Below are 18179 nucleotides of genomic sequence, written 5' to 3' on the forward strand. Positions count from 1 at the left end.
GCCGATGGTACTGCAGGGGGGACCCTGTGGGAGAGTAGGACGCCGCCGAACAATTCTTGGAGGACCCCTGGTCGCCAGCGTACAGCTGGGACCAGGGGTCCTTTCGTTTTTCCGGAGCGCACCGGGTACCCGGCTGCGCGACAATGATGTGCGGTACCGAAGACAGGAGTCACCGATGTCCACCAACTCTCCCGACGACCGACCGGAGCGCGATCAGCGGCGACGGGACAGTGGTGACCGTGGCGACCGCGGCGGCCATCGCGGAGACCGCGGCGGCTTCCGCCGTGACAACGATCGCGGTGGCTACGGCCGGCGTGAAGGCGACCGGGGCGGTTTCCGCCGGGATGACCGTGGGGACCGTCCGTCCTTCCGCCGCGACGACGACCGTGGTGAGCGTGGCGGCTTCCGGCGCGACGAACGGCGGGACGACCGTCGTGAGGGCGACCGTGGTGGGTACGGTCGGCGTGATGACCGTCGGGACGATCGGGACCGGGGCTTCCGGCGTGACGACCGGGGAGGCTTCCGGGGACGTGACGACCGTCGGGACGACGACCGTGACCGGGGCGGCTTCCGCCGGGACGACCGTGGCGACCGTCCGTCCTTCCGGCGCGACGACGACCGTGGCGGTTTCCGGCGCGATGAGCGTGGGGACCGTCCGTCCTTCCGGCGCGACGACAGCCGTGGCGGTGGCTACGGTCGGCGCGACGATCGTGACCGGGGCGGCTTCCGCCGGGACGACCGTGGCGACCGTCCCTCCTTCCGCCGCGACGACGAGCGCGGTGAGCGTGGCGGCTTCCGGCGCGACGAGCGGCGGGACGACCGTCGTGAGGGCGACCGTGGCGGGTACGGTCGGCGCGATGACCGTCGGGACGACCGGGACCGGGGCTTCCGGGGACGTGACGACCGGCGTGACGACCGGGGAGGCTTCCGGGGACGTGACGACCGTCGCGACGACCGTGGCGACCGTCCGTCCTTCCGGCGCGACGACAGCCGTGGCGGCGGATACGGCCGGCGCGACGATCGTGACCGGGGCGGCTTCCGCCGGGACGACCGTGGCGACCGTCCGTCCTTCCGCCGCGACGACCAGCGCGGTGAGCGTGGCGGCTTCCGGCGCGACGAGCGGCGCGACGACCGTGGTGGGCGGTCCGGCGGCTTCCGCGGACGTGACGACCGCCGCGGCGGTGGACGGTTCCATGAGGAGCGCGAGCGGGACCGGGAGCCGATCAAGCGGCTGCCGATCCCGGAAGGCGTCACCGGCGAGGAACTCGACAAGGACGTACGGCAGGAACTGCAGAGCCTGCCGAAGACGCTGGCGGACGACGTCGCCAGGAACCTGGTGATGGTCGCGCGGCTCATCGACGAGGACCCCGAGGCCGCGTACGGCTACTCCAAGGTGGCGCTGCGGCTGGCGTCGCGCGTCGCCGCCGTGCGGGAGGCGGCCGGGTTCGCCGCGTACGCCAACCAGAAGTACGGTGAGGCGCTCGCCGAGTTCCGGGCCGCGCGGCGGATGACCGGGAACGTGGACCTGTGGCCCGTCATGGCCGACTGCGAGCGTGGGCTCGGGCGGCCGGAGAAGGCGCTGGAGATGGCCGGGGCGCCCGAGGTGCACAAGCTCGACAAGGCCGGACAGGTCGAGATGCGGCTCGTCGCGGCCGGTGCCCGGCGCGACATGGGGCAGCTGGACGCGGCCATCGTGACGCTGCAGAGCCCCGAGCTGGCCTCCAACGCCGTACAGCCGTGGACCGCGCGGCTGCGGTACGCCTACGCGGACGCGCTGCTGGCCGCCGGGCGGGAGAGCGAGGCACGGGAGTGGTTCGCGAAGGCCGTCGAGTCCGACCGGGACGGCAGCACGGACGCCTCCGACCGGCTCGCCGAGCTGGACGGGGTGGAGTTCGTCGACGCCCTCGACGAGAACGAGGGTGAGGACGCCTCCGGGGAGGACGACAAGGACGACAGGAGCTGACGTCTGACGTCCGTGTGTGAACTCGCGGGCGAAAGGGGCGGGGCCGTACGGTCCCGCCCCTTTCCCGTGTCACAGGTCCAGAGCGCGCAGCACCAGGCCCGAGGCCGGTTTCGGACCGAACGACGTCGACTTGCGGGGCATCATGACGCCCTGGCCGGCCAGGTCGCGGACGACGTCCTCGCGGACCGGGTGCATCAGGACCGCCGTACCGCCGTCGCGTTCCGCCTTCTCGATCGTGGCGGCCGTGTCGTGGATGTAGGAGATGCGGTCGGCCGAGTCCTCGGGGACGTGCCAGACGTGGGCGAGGAGCGTGGCGTGCAGGACCGTCGCGTCCAGGGCGCGCCAGGCGGCGGGGCGGTCGGCGGGGACCGTACGGGCCAGCAGGTCCGGGTCCGGGCGGTCGACCAGGTGGAAGGTGCCGTCGCCGGCGAGGAGGTAGGCGTTGCCCTCGCGGGCCGCGTCGGCGAGCGCGGCCAGGGCCTCGGCCTGCGGCACGTCCAGGCGGCGGACGCGGAACAGGCCGTCCAGGGCGGTCAGCGCGTCGGCCACGGGCAGCCCGTGCAGGAGGCGGTGGATGGCGCGGACGCGCAGCGGGTAGCGGACCGTGTCGACCAGGAGGACCAGGCCGTGGTCCCAGGGGCCGGGCGAGGGATGCTCCGCGCGGAGCCGGCGGTAGGTCGCCCAGCGGTGGTGGCCGTCGGCGATGAGGGCCTGGCGCCGGGCCAGGTCCGCCTGGACCCTCGCCACGACGGCGGGATCGGTGACCGACCACAGGCGGTGGCTGGAGCCGTCCTCCGTGGTGGTGGCGAGGAGCGGGGGCCGCTCGGCGGTGCGTTCCACGACGTCGGCCGTCGCGGCCGGCGAGCCGTCGCCGCGGTAGGTGAGCAGGAGAGGCTCCAGGTTCGCCGAGGTGGCGCGCATCAGGGCCGCGCGGTCGGCCACGACGTGCGGCATGACGTCCTCGTGCGGCAGGACCACCCGCTCCGCGGGATCCGACACGCGCAGGGCGCCGATGACGCCGCGTTGCAGCACGCCGTCGCCGTCGCGCTGCTCGTAGACGTACAGGCCCGGCTCGGGGTCGGCGGTCAGGACGCCCTCGGAGCGCCAGCGGCGCAGGGTGCCGGCGGCCTGCTCGTCGCGGGCGGCGGGGGTGGGGGCCTGCGGAAGGATCAGGCGCACGATGTTGTGCGGGTCGGCGGACTGGAGGTGGTGCAGGCCGTCGGGGCGGACCACGACGTCGTACGGCGGGGAGGTCACGGCGGCCAGGCTGCCGACCCGGTCGGGGTCGTAGCGGAGCCCTCGGAACGGGGTGAGTTCGAGGCCTCGGCGCGCCGTTGCTTCCGGGTGACCTGCTGTGTTCATCCCGGCATCGTACGTGTGCCGGTGGCATGGGGGATGATCGGGGGAAAGGCCGTCGAACGAGGAGCGATGCGGAATGAGCCGGAGCGTCAGGACGAGGCCCGAGGGCAGTGGGCAGGCCCTGAGCGAGGCGTACGACACGGCGCTGCTCGACCTGGACGGAGTGGTGTACGCGGGCGGGAACGCGATCGCGCACGCCGTCGACTCGCTCGCCGCGGCCCAGGCCGGCGGCATGCACCTGGCGTACGTCACCAACAACGCGCTGCGCACCCCGGACGCGGTGGCCGCGCACCTGACCGAACTGGGCATACCGGCCGAGGCGGGCGACGTCGTCACGTCGGCGCAGGCCGTCGCCCGGCTGATCGCCGAGCAGGTCCCGCCGGGCGCGCGGGTGCTGGTGGTCGGCGGCGAGGGGCTGCGGGTGGCGCTGCGCGAGCGCGGGCTGCGGCCCGTGGAGTCGGCCGACGACGATCCGGCCGCGGTCGTCCAGGGGTACGGCGGGCCCGAGCTGCCCTGGGGGCGGTTCGCGGAGGCGTGCTACGCCATCGCGCGCGGGGTGCCGTGGTTCGCGTCCAACACCGACCTGACGATCCCCGGCGCACGCGGCATCGCACCCGGCAACGGCGCCGCCGTGGAGGTGGTCCGGATCGCCACCGGCGCCGAACCGCAGGTCGCGGGCAAGCCGCTGCCGCCGATGCACCGGGAGACGATCCTGCGGACCGGCGCCGAGCGGCCCCTGGTGGTGGGGGACCGGCTGGACACGGACATCGAGGGCGCGTTCAACGGGGACGTGGACTCGCTGCTCGTGCTGACCGGGGTGACCGACGGCGCCCGGCTGCTGGCCGCGCCCCCGCAGCACCGGCCGACGTACGTCGACGCCGACCTGCGGGGGCTGCTCGCCGGGCAGCCGGAGGTCGCCGAGGCCGACGGCGGCTTCCGCTGCGGGGGCTGGACGGCCACGGCCCGCGGCGAGCGGCTGGAACTGGAGGGGGAGGGCGAGGCCCTGGACGGGCTGCGCGCGCTGTGCGCGGCGGCCTGGACGGCGGCCGGGGAAGGTGTGTGCGAACTCGATCCGGGGAAGGCCCTGGCACGGCTGGAGTTGTGACCCGGCGCCGGCGGCCGGTGGGACCGCGGACGAGCGGCTCTCGGGATCGTGATCGTTTGCCAGGGTAGGCTAACCTAACCACGTGTTGGTCGACAGTCCTCCCGAACAGCGCGCGGTGACCGCCCCCGCGCCCCCGAACCGCCGGGCGATACGTGCCGTCGGGCTGCTCGTCTCCGTCGCGATCCTGGTGCTCGTCGCCGTGGCGAGCATCGCGGTCGGCGCGAAGGAGCTGTCCCTGGAACAGGTCTGGCACGGCCTGTTCGACGACTCGGGCACCTACGGCGACGTGGTGGTGGGCGAGCGGCTGTCGCGGACCGTCCTCGGGCTGCTGGCGGGCGCCGCGCTCGGACTGGCCGGGGCCGTCCTGCAGGCGCTCACCCGCAACCCGCTGGCCGATCCCGGGCTGCTCGGCATCAACGCGGGCGCCTCCGCCGCGGTCGTCACCGCCCTCACCTACTTCGGCGTCACCTCGCTGACCGGCTATGTGTGGTTCGCGTTCCTCGGCGCGGCGGCGGTCGGAGCGCTGGTGTGGTTCCTCGGCGGCAGCCGGGGCGCGACACCGGTGCGGCTCGCGCTCGCCGGCACCGCGATCAGCGCGGCCCTCTACGGCTACCTCCAGGCCGTGATGATCATGGACGAGGCGGCGCTCGGCAAGATGCGGTTCTGGACGGTCGGTTCGCTGTCCTCGGCGAACGACTCGATCATCTGGCAGGTCCTGCCGTTCCTGGCGGCCGGCTCGATCCTCGCGCTGTTCCTCGCCCGGCCGCTGAACGCCATGGCCATGGGCGACGACACCGCCAAGGCCCTCGGCGCCGACCTCAACCGCACCCGGGCGCTGGCCATGCTGGCCGCGACCGTGCTGTGCGGGGCCGCGACCGCCGCCTGCGGTCCGATCATGTTCGTCGGACTGATGGTCCCGCACGTCGTCCGCTCCTTCACCGGGCCCGACCTGCGCTGGATCCTGCCGTACGCCGCGGTCCTGTCGCCCGTGCTGCTGCTCGGCGCCGACGTCCTCGGACGGATCGTGGCCCGGCCCGCGGAACTCCAGGTCGGGATCGTCACCGCGATCATCGGCGGCCCGGTCTTCATCTTTCTCGTACGACGGCGGAGGACGGCCCAGCTGTGAGGACCAACCGTGCTGTGCGCACCCCGGGCGGACTCTCGGTCCGGGTGGACGTGCGGGCCCTGGCCGTCGTCGTGCTGCTGCTGCTCGCCGCGCTCGCCGCGAGCGTGGTGCTGATCGGCACCGGCGACTTCCCGATTCCGGCCGCCGACGTGCTCAAGGCGCTGTTCGGCGAGGGCGACGCGGGACAGGAGTTCATCGTCACCGAGCTGCGGCTGCCGCGGGTCCTGGTCGGGCTGCTGGTCGGCGCCTCGCTCGGGCTGGGCGGCGCGCTGTTCCAGGCCATCTCCCGCAACCCGCTGGGCAGCCCGGACGTGCTCGGCCTCGGCCAGGGGGCGACGGCCGGGGCGCTCACGGTCATCGTGCTGATGTCCGGGAGCGCCACCGAGGTCACCGCCGGCGCGCTGGTGGGCGGCCTGGCGACCGGTGCCGGCATCTATCTGCTCGCCTGGAAGCAGGGCGTGCACGGATACCGGCTCGTCCTGGTCGGCATCGGCATGTCGGCGATCGTCACGGCGGTCAACGGCTACCTGCTCACCAAGGCCGACCTCGTCGACGCCACCCGCGCGGTGGTGTGGATGACCGGGTCCCTCAACGGCCGTGACTGGTCGCAGGTCTGGCCGCTGCTCGCCCTGTGCGCGGTGCTCGTGCCGCTGGTCCTCGCCAACGCGCGCGGGCTGCGGATGATGGAGATGGGCGACGACGTCTCCTACGCCCTCGGGGTGCGCGTCGAGCGCGTGCGGATGCTGCTGATGGTGGCCGCCGTGCTGCTCACCGCGGCCGCGACCGCCGCGGCCGGCCCGGTCAGCTTCGTCGCGCTCACCGCGCCGCAGCTCGCCCGCCGGCTGACCCGCTCGCCCGGCCCCAACCTGCTGCCCTCGCTGTGCATGGGCGCGGCCCTGCTGGTCACCGCCGACTGGGCCTCGCAGCGGGCCTTCGGCGCCGACCAGCTGCCCGTGGGCGTGGTCACCGGCGTGCTCGGCGGTGTCTACCTGCTGTGGCTGCTGGTCGCCGAGCGCAGGGCGGGACGGATATGAGCCGCCGCGGCGGCGCCGCGCGGGGCGGACCGGACACCGGCCACGGCAGCAGCACCGGCAGCGACCCGAACAACCCGAGGAGCACTGTGAACCGCCTGTCCGCCGAGAACGTCACGCTCGCCTACGACCAGCGGGTCATCGCCGAGCAGCTGTCGGTCGAGATCCCCGACCACTCCTTCACCGTGATCGTCGGCCCGAACGCGTGCGGCAAGTCGACGCTGCTGCGGGCGCTGTCGCGGATGCTCAAGCCCAGCCAGGGCCGGGTGCTGCTCGACGGGGAGGTCATCCAGTCGATGCCCGCGAAGCAGGTCGCGCGGACGCTGGGGCTGCTGCCGCAGTCGTCGATCGCGCCCGACGGGATCACCGTCGCGGACCTGGTGGGCCGCGGCCGCTACCCGCACCAGGGCATCCTGCGCCAGTGGTCGGCCGAGGACGAGCGGGTCGTGCGGGAGTCGATGGCGCAGACCGGGGTGGCGGAACTCGCCGACCGGTACGTCGACGAGCTCTCCGGCGGTCAGCGCCAGCGGGTGTGGATCGCGATGGCGCTCGCCCAGCAGACGCCGCTGCTGCTGCTGGACGAGCCGACGACCTACCTGGACATCCAGCACCAGATCGACGTCCTGGACCTGTGCGCCCAGCTGCACGAGGAGCAGGGCCGCACGCTCGTCGCCGTGCTGCACGACCTCAACCACGCCGCCCGGTACGCCACCCACCTCATCGCCCTGCGCGGCGGCAGGGTCATCGCCGAGGGCGCCCCCAACGACATCGTCACGGCCGAGCTGGTCGAGGAGGTGTTCGGGCTGCGCTGCCAGGTCATCGACGACCCGGAGACGGGCACGCCGCTGGTGGTGCCGGCGGCGCGCAGGGCGCGGGGACGGGCGGCGGGCAGGGAGACCCTGGCCGCGGAGGCCTCCTGAAGCAGGAGACCGGGCGACGGGGCCCGCCGGCCGCGGAAGCTACAGGAGCTTCCTGAGGCGGAACAGGTCCCGCAGCCCCGCCTCCAGCCTCACCCGGCCCGAGCCCCAGGCCCGGGCGAAGTTCAGCTCGCCGTCGACGAGGGCCACCAGGTCGTCGCCGGTCATGGCGAGCCTGATCTCGGCCTTCTCGCGGGGCGGGCCCTGGAACGTCTCGTGCACCTCGATCCGGCCGCCCGCCATGCGGCCGGCGAACGTGACGTCCAGGTCCTTGATGTGGCAGCTCACCGACCGGTCCAGGGACGCCGCCTCGCGTGCGTCCCCCTCGGCGCGCTGCATGTTGTCCGAGAGCTTGTCGAGTGCGGCACGGCACTCCTCGATCGTGGCCATCGCGATCGACGGTACCCCAGCGGTTCGAGGTAGCGTCGGGGCATGAGCGACTCGGTTCCGCAGACGCAGACCCCGGGGCGGACGGCGGAGGCCGGGCCCGCGCACGACCCCGCCGCCCCCGCCCCGCTGGACGTGCCCCGCACGCCCACCGGCAACGCCGAGGTGGACGCCCTGCTGGAGCGGCTCGCGGACGCCGACCACCTCGCCACGGACGGGCACATCGAGGTGTACGAGGATGTGCACCGGGGGCTGCGCGACGCGCTCACCGCGCTCGACGCCCGCCCGGAACCCCCGGCGGCCGCCCCCCGGGGAGGCCCTCCGGGCCACCAGCCGGACTCGCCGTACGAACACAGGAGCTGAACCGAACGTGGCAGGAGCCGCACGCCGCCGTCTCGACGCGGAACTGGTCCGCCGGAAGCTCGCGCGCTCGCGCGAGCACGCCAGCCAGCTGATCGCCGCCGGGCGGGTCACCGTCGGCCGGACCGTGGCGACCAAGCCCGCCACGCAGGTGGAGACGGCGGCGGCCATCGTCGTCGCCGCCGACGACAGCGACCCGGACTACGTGTCGCGCGGCGGCCACAAGCTCGCCGGGGCGCTGAAGGTGTTCGTGCCCCGGGGACTGGCCGTCGAGGGGCGGCGGGCCCTGGACGCCGGGGCCTCCACCGGCGGCTTCACCGACGTCCTGCTGCGGGCGGGCGCCGCGCACGTCGTCGCGGTGGACGTCGGGTACGGACAGCTCGCCTGGTCCCTCCGCAACGATGAACGCGTCACGGTCAAGGACCGTACGAATGTACGCGAGTTGACGCTCGAAGCGATCGGCGGGGAGCCGGTGGATCTCGTCGTGGGGGATCTGTCCTTCATCCCGCTGGGACTGGTGCTGCCCGCCCTGGCGCGGTGCGTGACACCGGAGGCCGACCTGGTGATGATGGTGAAGCCGCAGTTCGAGGTGGGCAGGGAAAGGCTGGGCAGCGGAGGCGTCGTCCGCAGTCCGCAGCTGCGGGCCGAAGCGGTGCGGGGAGTCGCCGCGAAGGCCTGGGAGCTGGGGCTCGGGGTGCGCGGGGTCACCGCGAGTCCGCTGCCCGGGCCGTCCGGGAACGTCGAGTACTTTCTGTGGCTGCGGGCCGGGGCCCCGGAACTGGACCCGGCCGACGTCGACCGTGCAGTGGCGGAGGGGCCGCATTGACCGAGAACCGAGCTCGTACTGTTTTCCTGCTCGCCCACACCGGCCGGGCCGCGGCCGTGCGCAGCGCCGAGCTCGTGGTCAAGGGGCTGCTCCGCTCCGGGCTCGGGGTGCGCGTCCTGCGGGCGGAGGCGCGGGACCTGCCGCTTCCGCAGGAGGTGCAGCTCGTCGAGGAGGCCACCCCGCAGTGCCTCGACGGGTGCGAGCTGCTGATCGTGCTGGGCGGCGACGGGACGCTGCTGCGCGGCGCCGAGTTCGCGCGGGCGTCCGGGGTGCCGATGCTCGGGGTGAACCTCGGGCGGGTGGGGTTCCTCGCGGAGGCCGAGCGGGACGACCTCGAGAAGGTCGTCGACCGGGTGGTGTCGAAGGCGTACGAGGTCGAGGAGCGGATGACCGTCGACGTCGTCGTGCACCGCAACGGGGACGTCGTGCACACCGACTGGGCGCTGAACGAGGCGGCCGTGCAGAAGGTGTCCGCCGAGCGGATGCTCGAGGTGGTCCTGGAGATCGACGGGCGGCCGGTGACCGGGTTCGGCTGCGACGGGATCGTGTGCGCGACGCCCACCGGGTCGACCGCGTACGCCTTCTCGGCCGGGGGGCCGGTGGTGTGGCCCGAGGTCGAGGCGCTGCTGATGGTGCCGATCAGCGCGCACGCGCTGTTCGCCAAGCCGCTGGTGACCTCGCCGGACTCCGTGCTGGCGGTGGAGGTCCTGCCGCACGTGCCGCCGGGGGTGCTGTGGTGCGACGGGCGGCGGACGGTGGAGCTGCCCGCGGGGGCGCGGGTGGAGGTGCGGCGGGGGGCCGTGCCGGTGCGGCTGGCCCGGCTGCACCACGCGTCGTTCACGGACCGGCTGGTGGCGAAGTTCGCGTTGCCGGTCTCCGGGTGGCGCGGCGCCCCGCACTAGCACCGGGTCCCGCCGTCCGGATCGTCCCGGCGCCCCGCGCCGGCCCCTCCACGGCCCGGCAGCCGTGCGCGCCGGGCCCCGCCCGGGCCGGCCGGAAGGCGCCGCGTCCCCGGCCGGCCCGACCCCGCGCCCCTGGGGCACGTCCACTCACGTGGGTGACACGGGCGGGCCGGTCGCACACGCCGCCCCCGACCTCGTAAGGTCGTGTCCGTGTTGGAGGAGATGCGGATACGGTCGCTCGGAGTCATCGACGACGCCGTCGTCGAGCTGTCGCCCGGATTCACCGCCGTCACCGGTGAGACCGGCGCGGGCAAGACCATGGTGGTCACCAGTCTCGGGCTGCTGCTGGGCGGGCGCGCGGACCCGGCGCTCGTGCGGATCGGTGCCGGGAAGGCGGTCGTGGAGGGGCGGGTCACCGTGCCCCCGGACGCGCCGGCCGCCCTGCGGGCCGAGGAGGCCGGGGCCGAGCTCGACGACGGGGCGCTGCTGATCAGCCGTACCGTCTCCGCCGAGGGGCGGTCGCGGGCGCATCTGGGTGGGCGGTCCGTGCCGGTGGGGCTGCTGGCCGAACTCGCCGACGAGCTGGTGGCCGTGCACGGGCAGACCGACCAGCAGGGGCTGCTCAAGCACTCCCGGCAGCGGCAGGCGCTGGACCGGTACGCCGGGGACGCGGTCGCCGTGCCGCTGGCCAAGTACACCGAGGCCTACCGGCGGCTGCGGGCCGTCTCCGCGGAGCTCGAGGAGATCACCACGCGCGCGCGGGAACGGGCCCAGGAGGCCGACATGCTGCGCTACGGCCTGGAGGAGATCGCGGCCGTCGAGCCGCGGCCCGGTGAGGACGCGGAGCTCGCGGAGGAGGCGGAGCGGCTCGGCCACGCGGAGGCGCTGGCCTCCGCGGCGAACGCCGCGCACGTGGCGCTCGCGGGCGACCCGGAGGACCCGGAGGGGATCGACGCGGCGACGCTCGTCGCGGGTGCGCAGCGCGCCCTGGACACCGTGCGGTCGCACGACCCGGCGCTCGCCTCGCTCGCCGACCGGATCGGCGAGATCGGGATCCTGCTGCGCGATGTGGCGGGGGAACTCGCCGGGTACGCCGACGACCTGGACGCCGATCCGCTGCGGCTGGCGGCGGTGGAGGAGCGGCGGGCCGCGATCAACGGGCTGACGCGCAAGTACGGCGAGGACGTCGCCGCCGTGCTGGAGTGGGCCGAGCGGAGCGCCGCGCGCCTGACCGAGCTGGAGGGCGACGACGAGCGGATCGAGGAGCTGACCGCCGAACGGGACGCCCTGCGGGCCGAACTGGGCGGGCTGGCGCAGGCGCTGACGGACGCGCGGACGGAGGCCGCCGAGCGGTTCGCCGCCGCCGTGACCACCGAGCTGGCCTCGCTCGCCATGCCGCACGCGCGCGTGTCCTTCGCCGTCCGGCAGACCGAGGACCCGGACGGCGTGGAGGTCGGCGGGCGGACGGTCGCGTACGGGCCGTCGGGTGTCGACGAGGTCGAACTGCTGCTCGCCCCGCACCCGGGGGCGCCGCCGCGGCCCATCGCCAAGGGGGCCTCCGGCGGTGAGCTGTCCCGGGTGATGCTCGCCGTGGAGGTCGTGTTCGCGGGGACGGATCCGGTGCCGACGTACCTCTTCGACGAGGTCGACGCCGGCGTGGGCGGCAAGGCCGCGGTGGAGATCGGGCGGCGGCTGGCCCGGCTCGCCAGGACCGCGCAGGTCGTCGTGGTGACGCACCTGCCGCAGGTGGCGGCCTTCGCCGACCGCCAGCTGCTGGTGGAGAAGACCAGCGACGGCTCCGTGACCCGGTCCGGGGTGAAGGTGCTGGAGGGCGAGGAGCGGATCCGGGAGCTGTCCCGGATGCTCGCCGGGCAGGAGGACTCGCAGACCGCCCGGGCGCACGCGGAGGAGCTGCTGGCGACGGCCCGGGCGGACCTGTAGGACCCGCGGGGCGAGGCCCCGCACGGGACCTCGGGCCGGGCGGGTCCATAGACTGGCCGGATGATCGACAAGGCTCGCCGGACCGGTGCGTTCGTCCTCGCGGCCGTCCTCACCCGGGCCGGGACCGCCGCCCTGCGCGCCGCGGCGCCCGGCGGCCGCGCCCGGTGGGAGCGGAAGAACCACGCCGGGCGGGCCGTCGGGCTGTACGCCGGGCCCGCCTCCGCCCTGGCCGTCGCGGTCGGGGCCGGACGCGTCCGGCCCGCCGCCGGGCTGGCGGTCCTGGCCGCCGGCGCCTGCGGGGCGTACGACGACGTCGCCGGGGCCGGGGATCCGCGGCGCGGGTTCCGGGCGCATCTGGCCGCGCTGCGGGACGGTGAGGTGACCAGCGGGGCGGTCAAGCTGTTCGGCGTCTCGGCGGCCGGGCTCGCCGCGGGCGCCCTGCTCAGGGAGCGGCCGCTCGACAAGGTGCTGGCGGGCGCCGTGATCGCCTCGGCCGCGCACTGTGTCAACCTCGTCGACGTACGTCCGGGCAGGGCCGCCGCCGCGGTGCTGGCCCTCGGCGCGCCGGGACTGCTGCGGGAGGGGGCCGGGGCGGAGTTGGCCGCCACGGCGCTGGGGGCGGCCGCGGCCGTGCTGCCGGACGACCTCGGCGAGCGGACCATGCTCGGGGACACCGGCGCGCACGCCCTGGGGGCCGCCCTGGGCACCGCCGTCGCCGCCGGCAGCGGGCGGGCGGGGCTGGTCGCGCACGCCGTCGCGCTCGTGGCCGCGACGGTGTGGGGAGAGCGGGTGAGCGCGGTGGCGCGTGCGGGACGGCGTTCCCCGGCCACCACCGGAACTCACCCGTGTGAGTGACCCGGTCCGGTGCCGCGCCGGGTTCCCGGGGAGCCGGCGTTGCCGGAACGGCCGTACGTCCTGGCATCCTTGGCCGAGTAGGCGTATGAAACCGCCGGTATGCCTTCTCCGTTCCATCCTTCTGTACGTTCTTCGGGACCGCCCGATGCCGAACCAGGAGCCCCGGTCACGTGACCCTCGTGAGCAGTCACTCGCCGCACGGCCAGGCACCGCTGCGCACCGTGCAGGTGCTGGGCGGAGGCAACGCCGCCGGCAGCGCGCACGTGCGTTCCCTGGCCGCGGGGCTGGTCGCACGGGGCGTGAAAGTCACCGTGTGCGCTCCCCTCGAGGCCGAACGCGTCCATGACTTCACCGGCGTCGGCGCGGACCACGTGCACGTGCCGCGCAGCAGCGACCCGGTCGCGGTGGCGGCCCTGCGGACGGCCTGCGCCGGCGCCGACCTGGTGCACGCCCACGGGCTGCACGCCTCCTTCCGCGCCGCGCTCGCCCTCGGCGGGCGGCGCGTGCGCACCCCGCTCGTCGTCACCTGGTACGACCGGGCGCACGCCGAGGGAGTCCGCGCCCATCTGCTGCGCGCGCTGGAGCGGCGGGTGATGAGGACGGCCACCGTGGTGCTCGGCACCACCTCCCAGCTGGTCGACCGGGCGAGGCGGGCCGGGGCGCGGGACGCCCGGCTCGCCGCCGTCGCGCTGCCCGCCCCCCGCCGGCCCGCCGAGCCCGAGGACCCCGACCCGCCACGGCCCAAGGCACGCGCCGAACTCGGCGCCACCGGACGCCCGTTGCTCCTCGCGGCCGGCCCCCTGGACCGGCACCGGGGACACGACGTCCTGCTCGACGCCGCGGGCGCGTGGCGCGGTCTCGACCCCGTGCCGTTGCTGCTCGTCGCCGGGGAGGGACCGCTGCGGGCGGAGCTGCAACGGCGGATCCAGGACGAGGAACTGCCGGTCCGGCTCCTCGGGCGGCGCGACGACATCGCCGAACTGCTCGCCGCGGCCGACCTCGCCCTGCTGCCGAGCGGCCGCGAGGCACGCTCCGTCCTCGCCCAGGAGGCCCTGTACGCGCGTGTGCCGCTGGTCGCGGCCGAAGCCGGCAGCGTCCCCGAACTCGTCGGCGACGCCGCCGAGTTCGTCCCGTACGGCGACTCCGGGGCGCTCGCCGACGCCGTCGTACGACTGCTCGGCGATCCCGAGCGGCGCCGGGAACTGGGGGAGAAGGGCATACGGCAGGCGGCGACCTGGCCGACGGAGGACCAGACCGTGGCTCAGGTCCTCAGCGTCTACGACGAGTTGACGCAGCCCGAGCCGATGCTCTAGCGCCCCGGCGGGCGCCTCCCGCCCCGGCGCGCCGCCCGGCGCGTGCCCCCACCCGCACGGGCGCGGGAGCCGTCCCCGCTCGCCGCACCGGCCGGGGACTTGAACGCGTCCGGCCGGGGCTTGCGGCCGGCCCGCCGGCGGCACGCACCGGACGCCGCGCGGGACGACGGGACGACGGCGCCGCCTGCGCCCGGCGCGGCAGGGGCTAGGAAACGTGCCGACGGGCGCGCAGGGCCAGACCCAACGCCAGGACGGTCTGCGGGTCGTCGAGGTCGGTGCCGAGCAACTCGCCTATGCGGGCCAGGCGGTTGTAGAGCGTCTGCCGGTTGAGATGCAGCTCGCGGGCCGTCTCCGCCTTGCGGCCCGCGTGCGCCAGATAGGTCTCCAGGGTGGGCAGCAGGGGCGGCCTGGAGCGGTCGTCGTGATCCCGCAGCGGACCGATCGTCCGGTCCACGAAGGCCGCCAGGTCCGGATGGTCGCGCAGCCGCCACAGCAGCAGGTCGATGTCGAGGCGCCGGGCGTCGTACCAGGGCCGGTCGGACAGGCCCTGGGCCGCGGTCGCCGTCTCCGCCGCGTGCCGCAGCCCCGCCGGGACCGCCGCCCAGCCGCCGGCCACCCCGACGACCACCACCGGCGGCCGCGTCCCCGGCCGCAGCATCCCGGCCCGCTCCACGCCCGCCCGCAGCGCCGCCGCGACCCGGTCCGCCACCGCCGGCCGGTCCGCCTCCGACCGCAGGCCCAGCAGCAGCGGCACACGCCCCTCCACCGGCCGTACGCCCAGCAGCGCCGGCACCCCCACCGGGGCCAGCTCCTCCGCCACCGCCCGCGCCAGCACCGCCCAGCCGCCCCCGGCGGGCGGCAGGGCGTCCCCGAGCCGCATCACCACCGGCAGCAGCGGGCCGTCGCCCGGCCTGAAGCCCAGCACCCGTGCCTGGGCCGGGGCGTCCTGAGCCGCGATGCGGCCCTCGGCGAGGTCGGTGAGGAAGTCGCCGCGCCCGCGCGCGGCCAGCTCCTCCTCCTGCCGGGCGTGCATCAGCACCACCGCCAGGACGCCCGCCGCCCGCTCCGCCGCCATGCGGTGCACCGGCGCGAGCGGGGACCGCACGGGCAGCAGGACCAGCCGGGCGCGCACCGGCCCCGGGCCGGGGCCGGGCACGTCCACCAGGACCGAGCCCGCCGGCGGGGCGTCCCGGTGCCGGCCGCGCAGCCCCTCCCACACCTGCAGCGGATCCGCGCCCTCGGGCCCGGCCCCGGCGGCGTACAGCAGCCGGCCGTCCGCCGTCTCCAGGAAGACCGGGTTGCCGCCGAAGTCGGCCAGGACGCCGAGCACCCGGGGCACCCCGCCCCCGTCCAGCAGGGCCCGGGTGCAGCGGCGGTGCACCTCCTCGGCCCGTTGCAGCAGCGCGTAGTGGCCGTTGACGATCTCGGTGTGGATCTCCTCGGTGACCGTCACGAACGGCACCTCGCGGTGCAGCTGGACCAGCGGCAGACCGGCCGCCCGCGCCGTGTCGACGAGGGCGGCGGGCAGCCGTGCGAAGCGCGGGCCGAGCTCGACGACGAGGGCGGCGATGCCGCGCTCGGCGAGGGTGCGCACGAACGCCCGCTGGTCGGCCGGCCGCGTGCCGAGGCCGTAGCCCGTGGTCAGCAGCAGCTCGCCGCCCTTGAGCAGCGAGGCGATGTGCGGCACCTCGCCCGCGTGCACCCAGCGCACCGTGCGGTGCAGCAGGTCGTCGCCCGCCAGCACCTCCGGCAGCCCGCTGCGCAGGCCGGGCAGCTCCAGCGCCCGCCGCACGGTGATCCCGGCGCCCCGGGTGTCGAATCCACTGTCCGTAGCGCTGTCCATGAGGCGGACGCTACCCGCGCGCCCGCCGGGGGCCGGTCCGGGCCCGGCCCCGTGACGCGGGAGCCGCGGGACCGGGCCGGAAACGCCCGGCCGGCGGGCGACGGGAGGGAACCACGAGCCGTGGGCCCTCCCCGGTCACCGGCGGCCGGACGTTTCCGGCCCGGCGCCGGTGGGGGAGGCCGGGGCGGGCCCGGCGCCGGGGGAGGGGCACGGCGGGGCCCCGGTCCCGGGGGCCCGCCTCAGCCGCCGTACGCCCCGGAGGCCGTCAGCCGCAGGGCCGTGTCGATCAGCGGCACGTGGCTGAACGCCTGCGGGAAGTTGCCGACCTGGCGCTGCAGGCGCGGGTCCCACTCCTCCGCCAGCAGCCCGAGGTCGTTGCGCAGCGACAGCAGCTTCTCGAACAGCTTGCGGGCCTCGTCCACGCGGCCGATCATCGCCAGGTCGTCCGCCATCCAGAACGAGCAGGCGAGGAACGCGCCCTCGTCGCCGGGCAGGCCGTCGACGCCCTCGTGGTCTCCCTGCGTGGGGTAGCGCAGGATGAAGCCGTCCGGCGTGGACAGCTCCCGCTGGATCGCCTCGACGGTGCCGATGACCCGCTTGTCGTCCGGGGGCAGGAAGCCCACCTGGGGGATCAGCAGCAGCGAGGCGTCCAGCTCCTTGGAGCCGTAGGACTGCGTGAAGGTGTTGCGCTCCTTGTCGTAGCCCTTCTCGCACACGTCCCGGTGGATGTCGTCGCGCAGTGCCCTCCAGCGCTCCAGGGGGCCGTCCGCGTCGCCGGACTCGATGAGCTTGATAGTGCGGTCGACGGCGACCCAGGCCATCACCTTGGAGTGCACGAAGTGGCGGCGCGGGCCGCGCACCTCCCAGATGCCCTCGTCCGGGTCCTGCCAGTGGTTCTCCAGGTAGCTGATCAGCTTCAGCTGGAGCAGCGAGGCGTAGTCGTTGCGGGCCAGGCCGGTCATGTGGGCCAGGTGCAGGGCCTCGGTGACCTCGCCGTAGACGTCCAGCTGGAGCTGGTGCGCGGCGCCGTTGCCGACCCGGACCGGCGCGGAGTTCTCGTAGCCGGGCAGCCAGTCCAGCTCCGCCTCGCCGAGCTCGCGCTCACCGGCGATGCCGTACATGATCTGCAGGTTCTCCGGGTCGCCGGCCACCGCCCGCAGCAGCCACTCGCGCCAGGACCGGGCCTCCTCGCGGTAGCCGGTGCGCAGCAGCGAGGACAGGGTGATCGCCGCGTCCCGCAGCCAGGTGTAGCGGTAGTCCCAGTTGCGGACGCCGCCGATGTCCTCCGGCAGGGACGTGGTGGGCGCGGCCACGATGCCGCCGGTCGGAGCGTACGTGAGGGCCTTCAGCGTGATCAGGGAGCGGACCACGGCCTCGCGGTACGGACCGTGGTACGTACAGTGCTCCACCCACTCGCGCCAGAACTCCTCCGTCGCCTCCAGCGACTGCTCCGGCTCCGGCAGCGGCGGCGGCTCCTTGTGCGAGGGCTCCCAGGAGATGGTGAACGCGATCCGCTCACCCGGAGCGACCGTGAAGTCCGCGTACGTGGTCAGCGACTTGCCGTAGGTCTCGACGGATGTGTCGAACCACACACTGTCCGGGCCCGCGACGGCCACCGTGCGGCCCTCGTGCTTGTGCACCCACGGCACGACCCGGCCGTAGCTGAACCGCATCCGGAGCGTCGAGCGCATCGGCACCCGGCCCGAGACGCCCTCCACGATCCGGATCAGCTGCGGGGCGCCGTCCCGCGGGGGCATGAAGTCGATCACCCGGACCGTGCCGCGCGGGGTGTCCCACTCCGATTCCAGGATCAGCGAGTCGCCGCGGTAGCCGCGCCGGGCGGCGGTGGGCGGCTGCTGGTCGGGGGCGTGCGCGGGCCCCAGCCGCCAGAAGCCGTGCTCCTCGGTGCCCAGCAGGCCGGCGAAGATGGCGTGCGAGTCGAAGCGGGGCAGGCACAGCCAGTCGACCGTCCCGTCCCGGCAGACCAGCGCAGCGGTCTGCATGTCTCCGATGAGTGCGTAGTCTTCGATGCGCCCGGCCACGTGCAACTCCAGTCGAACGGCCACGTCACCCCGCGAGGGGGCGTTCGTCAGTGCGGTCAAGGGGTTTTGTCATGCGTCGTTGAGCGTTAAAGCAAAACAGACGCTCGGCTGCGACGCCGAACAACAATTGTTGTCCAACGAACGGGCGAGCTCTCGTTGTTCCGGTGAATACGGGCGGGGGTGGTGCCGTGTTGCCGGCCGGGCTCGGC

At 75.1% G+C, this 18179-nt stretch carries 15 protein-coding genes and 1 pseudogene; 12 read left to right on the top strand and 4 right to left on the bottom strand.

The features are described from left to right. Nucleotides 1–205 precede the first annotated feature (205 nt). Both ABD363_RS27935 and ABD363_RS27940 read left to right on the top strand, forming a co-directional pair. Nucleotides 206–919, top strand: a pseudogene (locus tag ABD363_RS27935) (tetratricopeptide repeat protein); the annotation flags it as partial. Between the two features lie 312 nt (nucleotides 920–1231). Beyond that, on the top strand, nucleotides 1232–1963 hold the full coding sequence (locus tag ABD363_RS27940) for a tetratricopeptide repeat protein (RefSeq protein ID WP_344608499.1): 732 nt from the start codon (nucleotides 1232–1234) through the stop codon (nucleotides 1961–1963). Between the two features lie 69 nt (nucleotides 1964–2032). Here ABD363_RS27940 and ABD363_RS27945 read toward each other — a convergent pair whose 3' ends face one another. Next, nucleotides 2033–3325, bottom strand: coding sequence for a DUF1015 domain-containing protein (locus ABD363_RS27945; protein WP_344608443.1), 1293 nt, complete (start codon nucleotides 3323–3325; stop codon nucleotides 2033–2035). 73 nt (nucleotides 3326–3398) lie between these two features. Here ABD363_RS27945 and ABD363_RS27950 point away from each other — a divergent pair, with 73 nt between their 5' ends. The 4 genes from ABD363_RS27950 (at nucleotide 3399) to ABD363_RS27965 (ending at nucleotide 7504) form a co-directional block, all read left to right on the top strand. Continuing rightward, nucleotides 3399–4427 (top strand): HAD hydrolase-like protein, encoded by a 1029-nt coding sequence (locus tag ABD363_RS27950; RefSeq protein ID WP_344608445.1) that lies wholly within the window; start codon nucleotides 3399–3401, stop codon nucleotides 4425–4427. Nucleotides 4428–4509: 82 nt separating this feature from the next. After that, the gene (locus ABD363_RS27955; protein WP_344608447.1) at nucleotides 4510–5553 is read left to right on the top strand and encodes a FecCD family ABC transporter permease; all 1044 of its coding nucleotides are present in this window, start codon (nucleotides 4510–4512) and stop codon (nucleotides 5551–5553) included. Continuing rightward, a complete protein-coding gene (locus ABD363_RS27960) occupies nucleotides 5550–6587 on the top strand; it encodes a FecCD family ABC transporter permease (RefSeq protein WP_344608448.1) in 1038 nt (345 codons plus the stop codon). Before ABD363_RS27955 ends, ABD363_RS27960 begins: the two co-directional genes overlap by 4 nt. Before the next feature lie 86 nt (nucleotides 6588–6673). Continuing rightward, nucleotides 6674–7504, top strand: a complete 831-nt coding sequence (locus ABD363_RS27965) for an ABC transporter ATP-binding protein (RefSeq protein ID WP_344608449.1) — start codon at nucleotides 6674–6676, stop codon at nucleotides 7502–7504. A gap of 39 nt (nucleotides 7505–7543) precedes the next feature. Here the strand turns inward: ABD363_RS27965 and ABD363_RS27970 are convergent, their stop codons facing one another. Further along, entirely contained in the window at nucleotides 7544–7891 is a 348-nt protein-coding gene (locus tag ABD363_RS27970) for a sterol-binding protein (protein WP_344608451.1), read from the bottom strand. Nucleotides 7892–7933: 42 nt separating this feature from the next. On the opposite strand from ABD363_RS27970, the gene ABD363_RS27975 reads away from it, so the two are divergent. From ABD363_RS27975 to ABD363_RS28000, 6 genes are all read left to right on the top strand, one after another. Next, on the top strand, nucleotides 7934–8251 hold the full coding sequence (locus tag ABD363_RS27975; RefSeq protein WP_344608453.1) for a hypothetical protein: 318 nt from the start codon (nucleotides 7934–7936) through the stop codon (nucleotides 8249–8251). Between the two features lie 7 nt (nucleotides 8252–8258). Next, complete coding sequence (locus tag ABD363_RS27980; protein WP_344608455.1) at nucleotides 8259–9074, top strand: TlyA family RNA methyltransferase; 816 nt, start codon at nucleotides 8259–8261, stop codon at nucleotides 9072–9074. Then, nucleotides 9071–9976, top strand: a complete 906-nt coding sequence (locus tag ABD363_RS27985) for an NAD kinase (RefSeq protein ID WP_344608457.1) — start codon at nucleotides 9071–9073, stop codon at nucleotides 9974–9976. Before ABD363_RS27980 ends, ABD363_RS27985 begins: the two co-directional genes overlap by 4 nt. A gap of 222 nt (nucleotides 9977–10198) precedes the next feature. Beyond that, nucleotides 10199–11917 carry a DNA repair protein RecN gene (recN, locus tag ABD363_RS27990; RefSeq protein WP_344608501.1) on the top strand — a complete coding sequence of 573 codons (1719 nt, stop codon included), beginning with the start codon at nucleotides 10199–10201 and terminating at the stop codon, nucleotides 11915–11917. Nucleotides 11918–11977: 60 nt separating this feature from the next. Next, a complete protein-coding gene (locus ABD363_RS27995; RefSeq protein ID WP_344608459.1) occupies nucleotides 11978–12772 on the top strand; it encodes a hypothetical protein in 795 nt (264 codons plus the stop codon). Between the two features lie 170 nt (nucleotides 12773–12942). Continuing rightward, nucleotides 12943–14085, top strand: a complete 1143-nt coding sequence (locus ABD363_RS28000) for a glycosyltransferase family 4 protein (protein ID WP_344608461.1) — start codon at nucleotides 12943–12945, stop codon at nucleotides 14083–14085. 205 nt (nucleotides 14086–14290) lie between these two features. Here the strand turns inward: ABD363_RS28000 and ABD363_RS28005 are convergent, their stop codons facing one another. Further along, nucleotides 14291–15928 carry a PucR family transcriptional regulator gene (locus ABD363_RS28005; RefSeq protein WP_344608463.1) on the bottom strand — a complete coding sequence of 546 codons (1638 nt, stop codon included), beginning with the start codon at nucleotides 15926–15928 and terminating at the stop codon, nucleotides 14291–14293. Nucleotides 15929–16167: 239 nt separating this feature from the next. Then, nucleotides 16168–17970, bottom strand: coding sequence for a glycoside hydrolase family 15 protein (locus ABD363_RS28010; protein WP_344608503.1), 1803 nt, complete (start codon nucleotides 17968–17970; stop codon nucleotides 16168–16170). Between the last annotated feature and the right edge of the window lie 209 nt (nucleotides 17971–18179).

The organism is Streptomyces glaucus, assembly GCF_039533365.1.
In the GTDB taxonomy this organism is placed as follows: domain Bacteria; phylum Actinomycetota; class Actinomycetes; order Streptomycetales; family Streptomycetaceae; genus Streptomyces; species Streptomyces glaucus.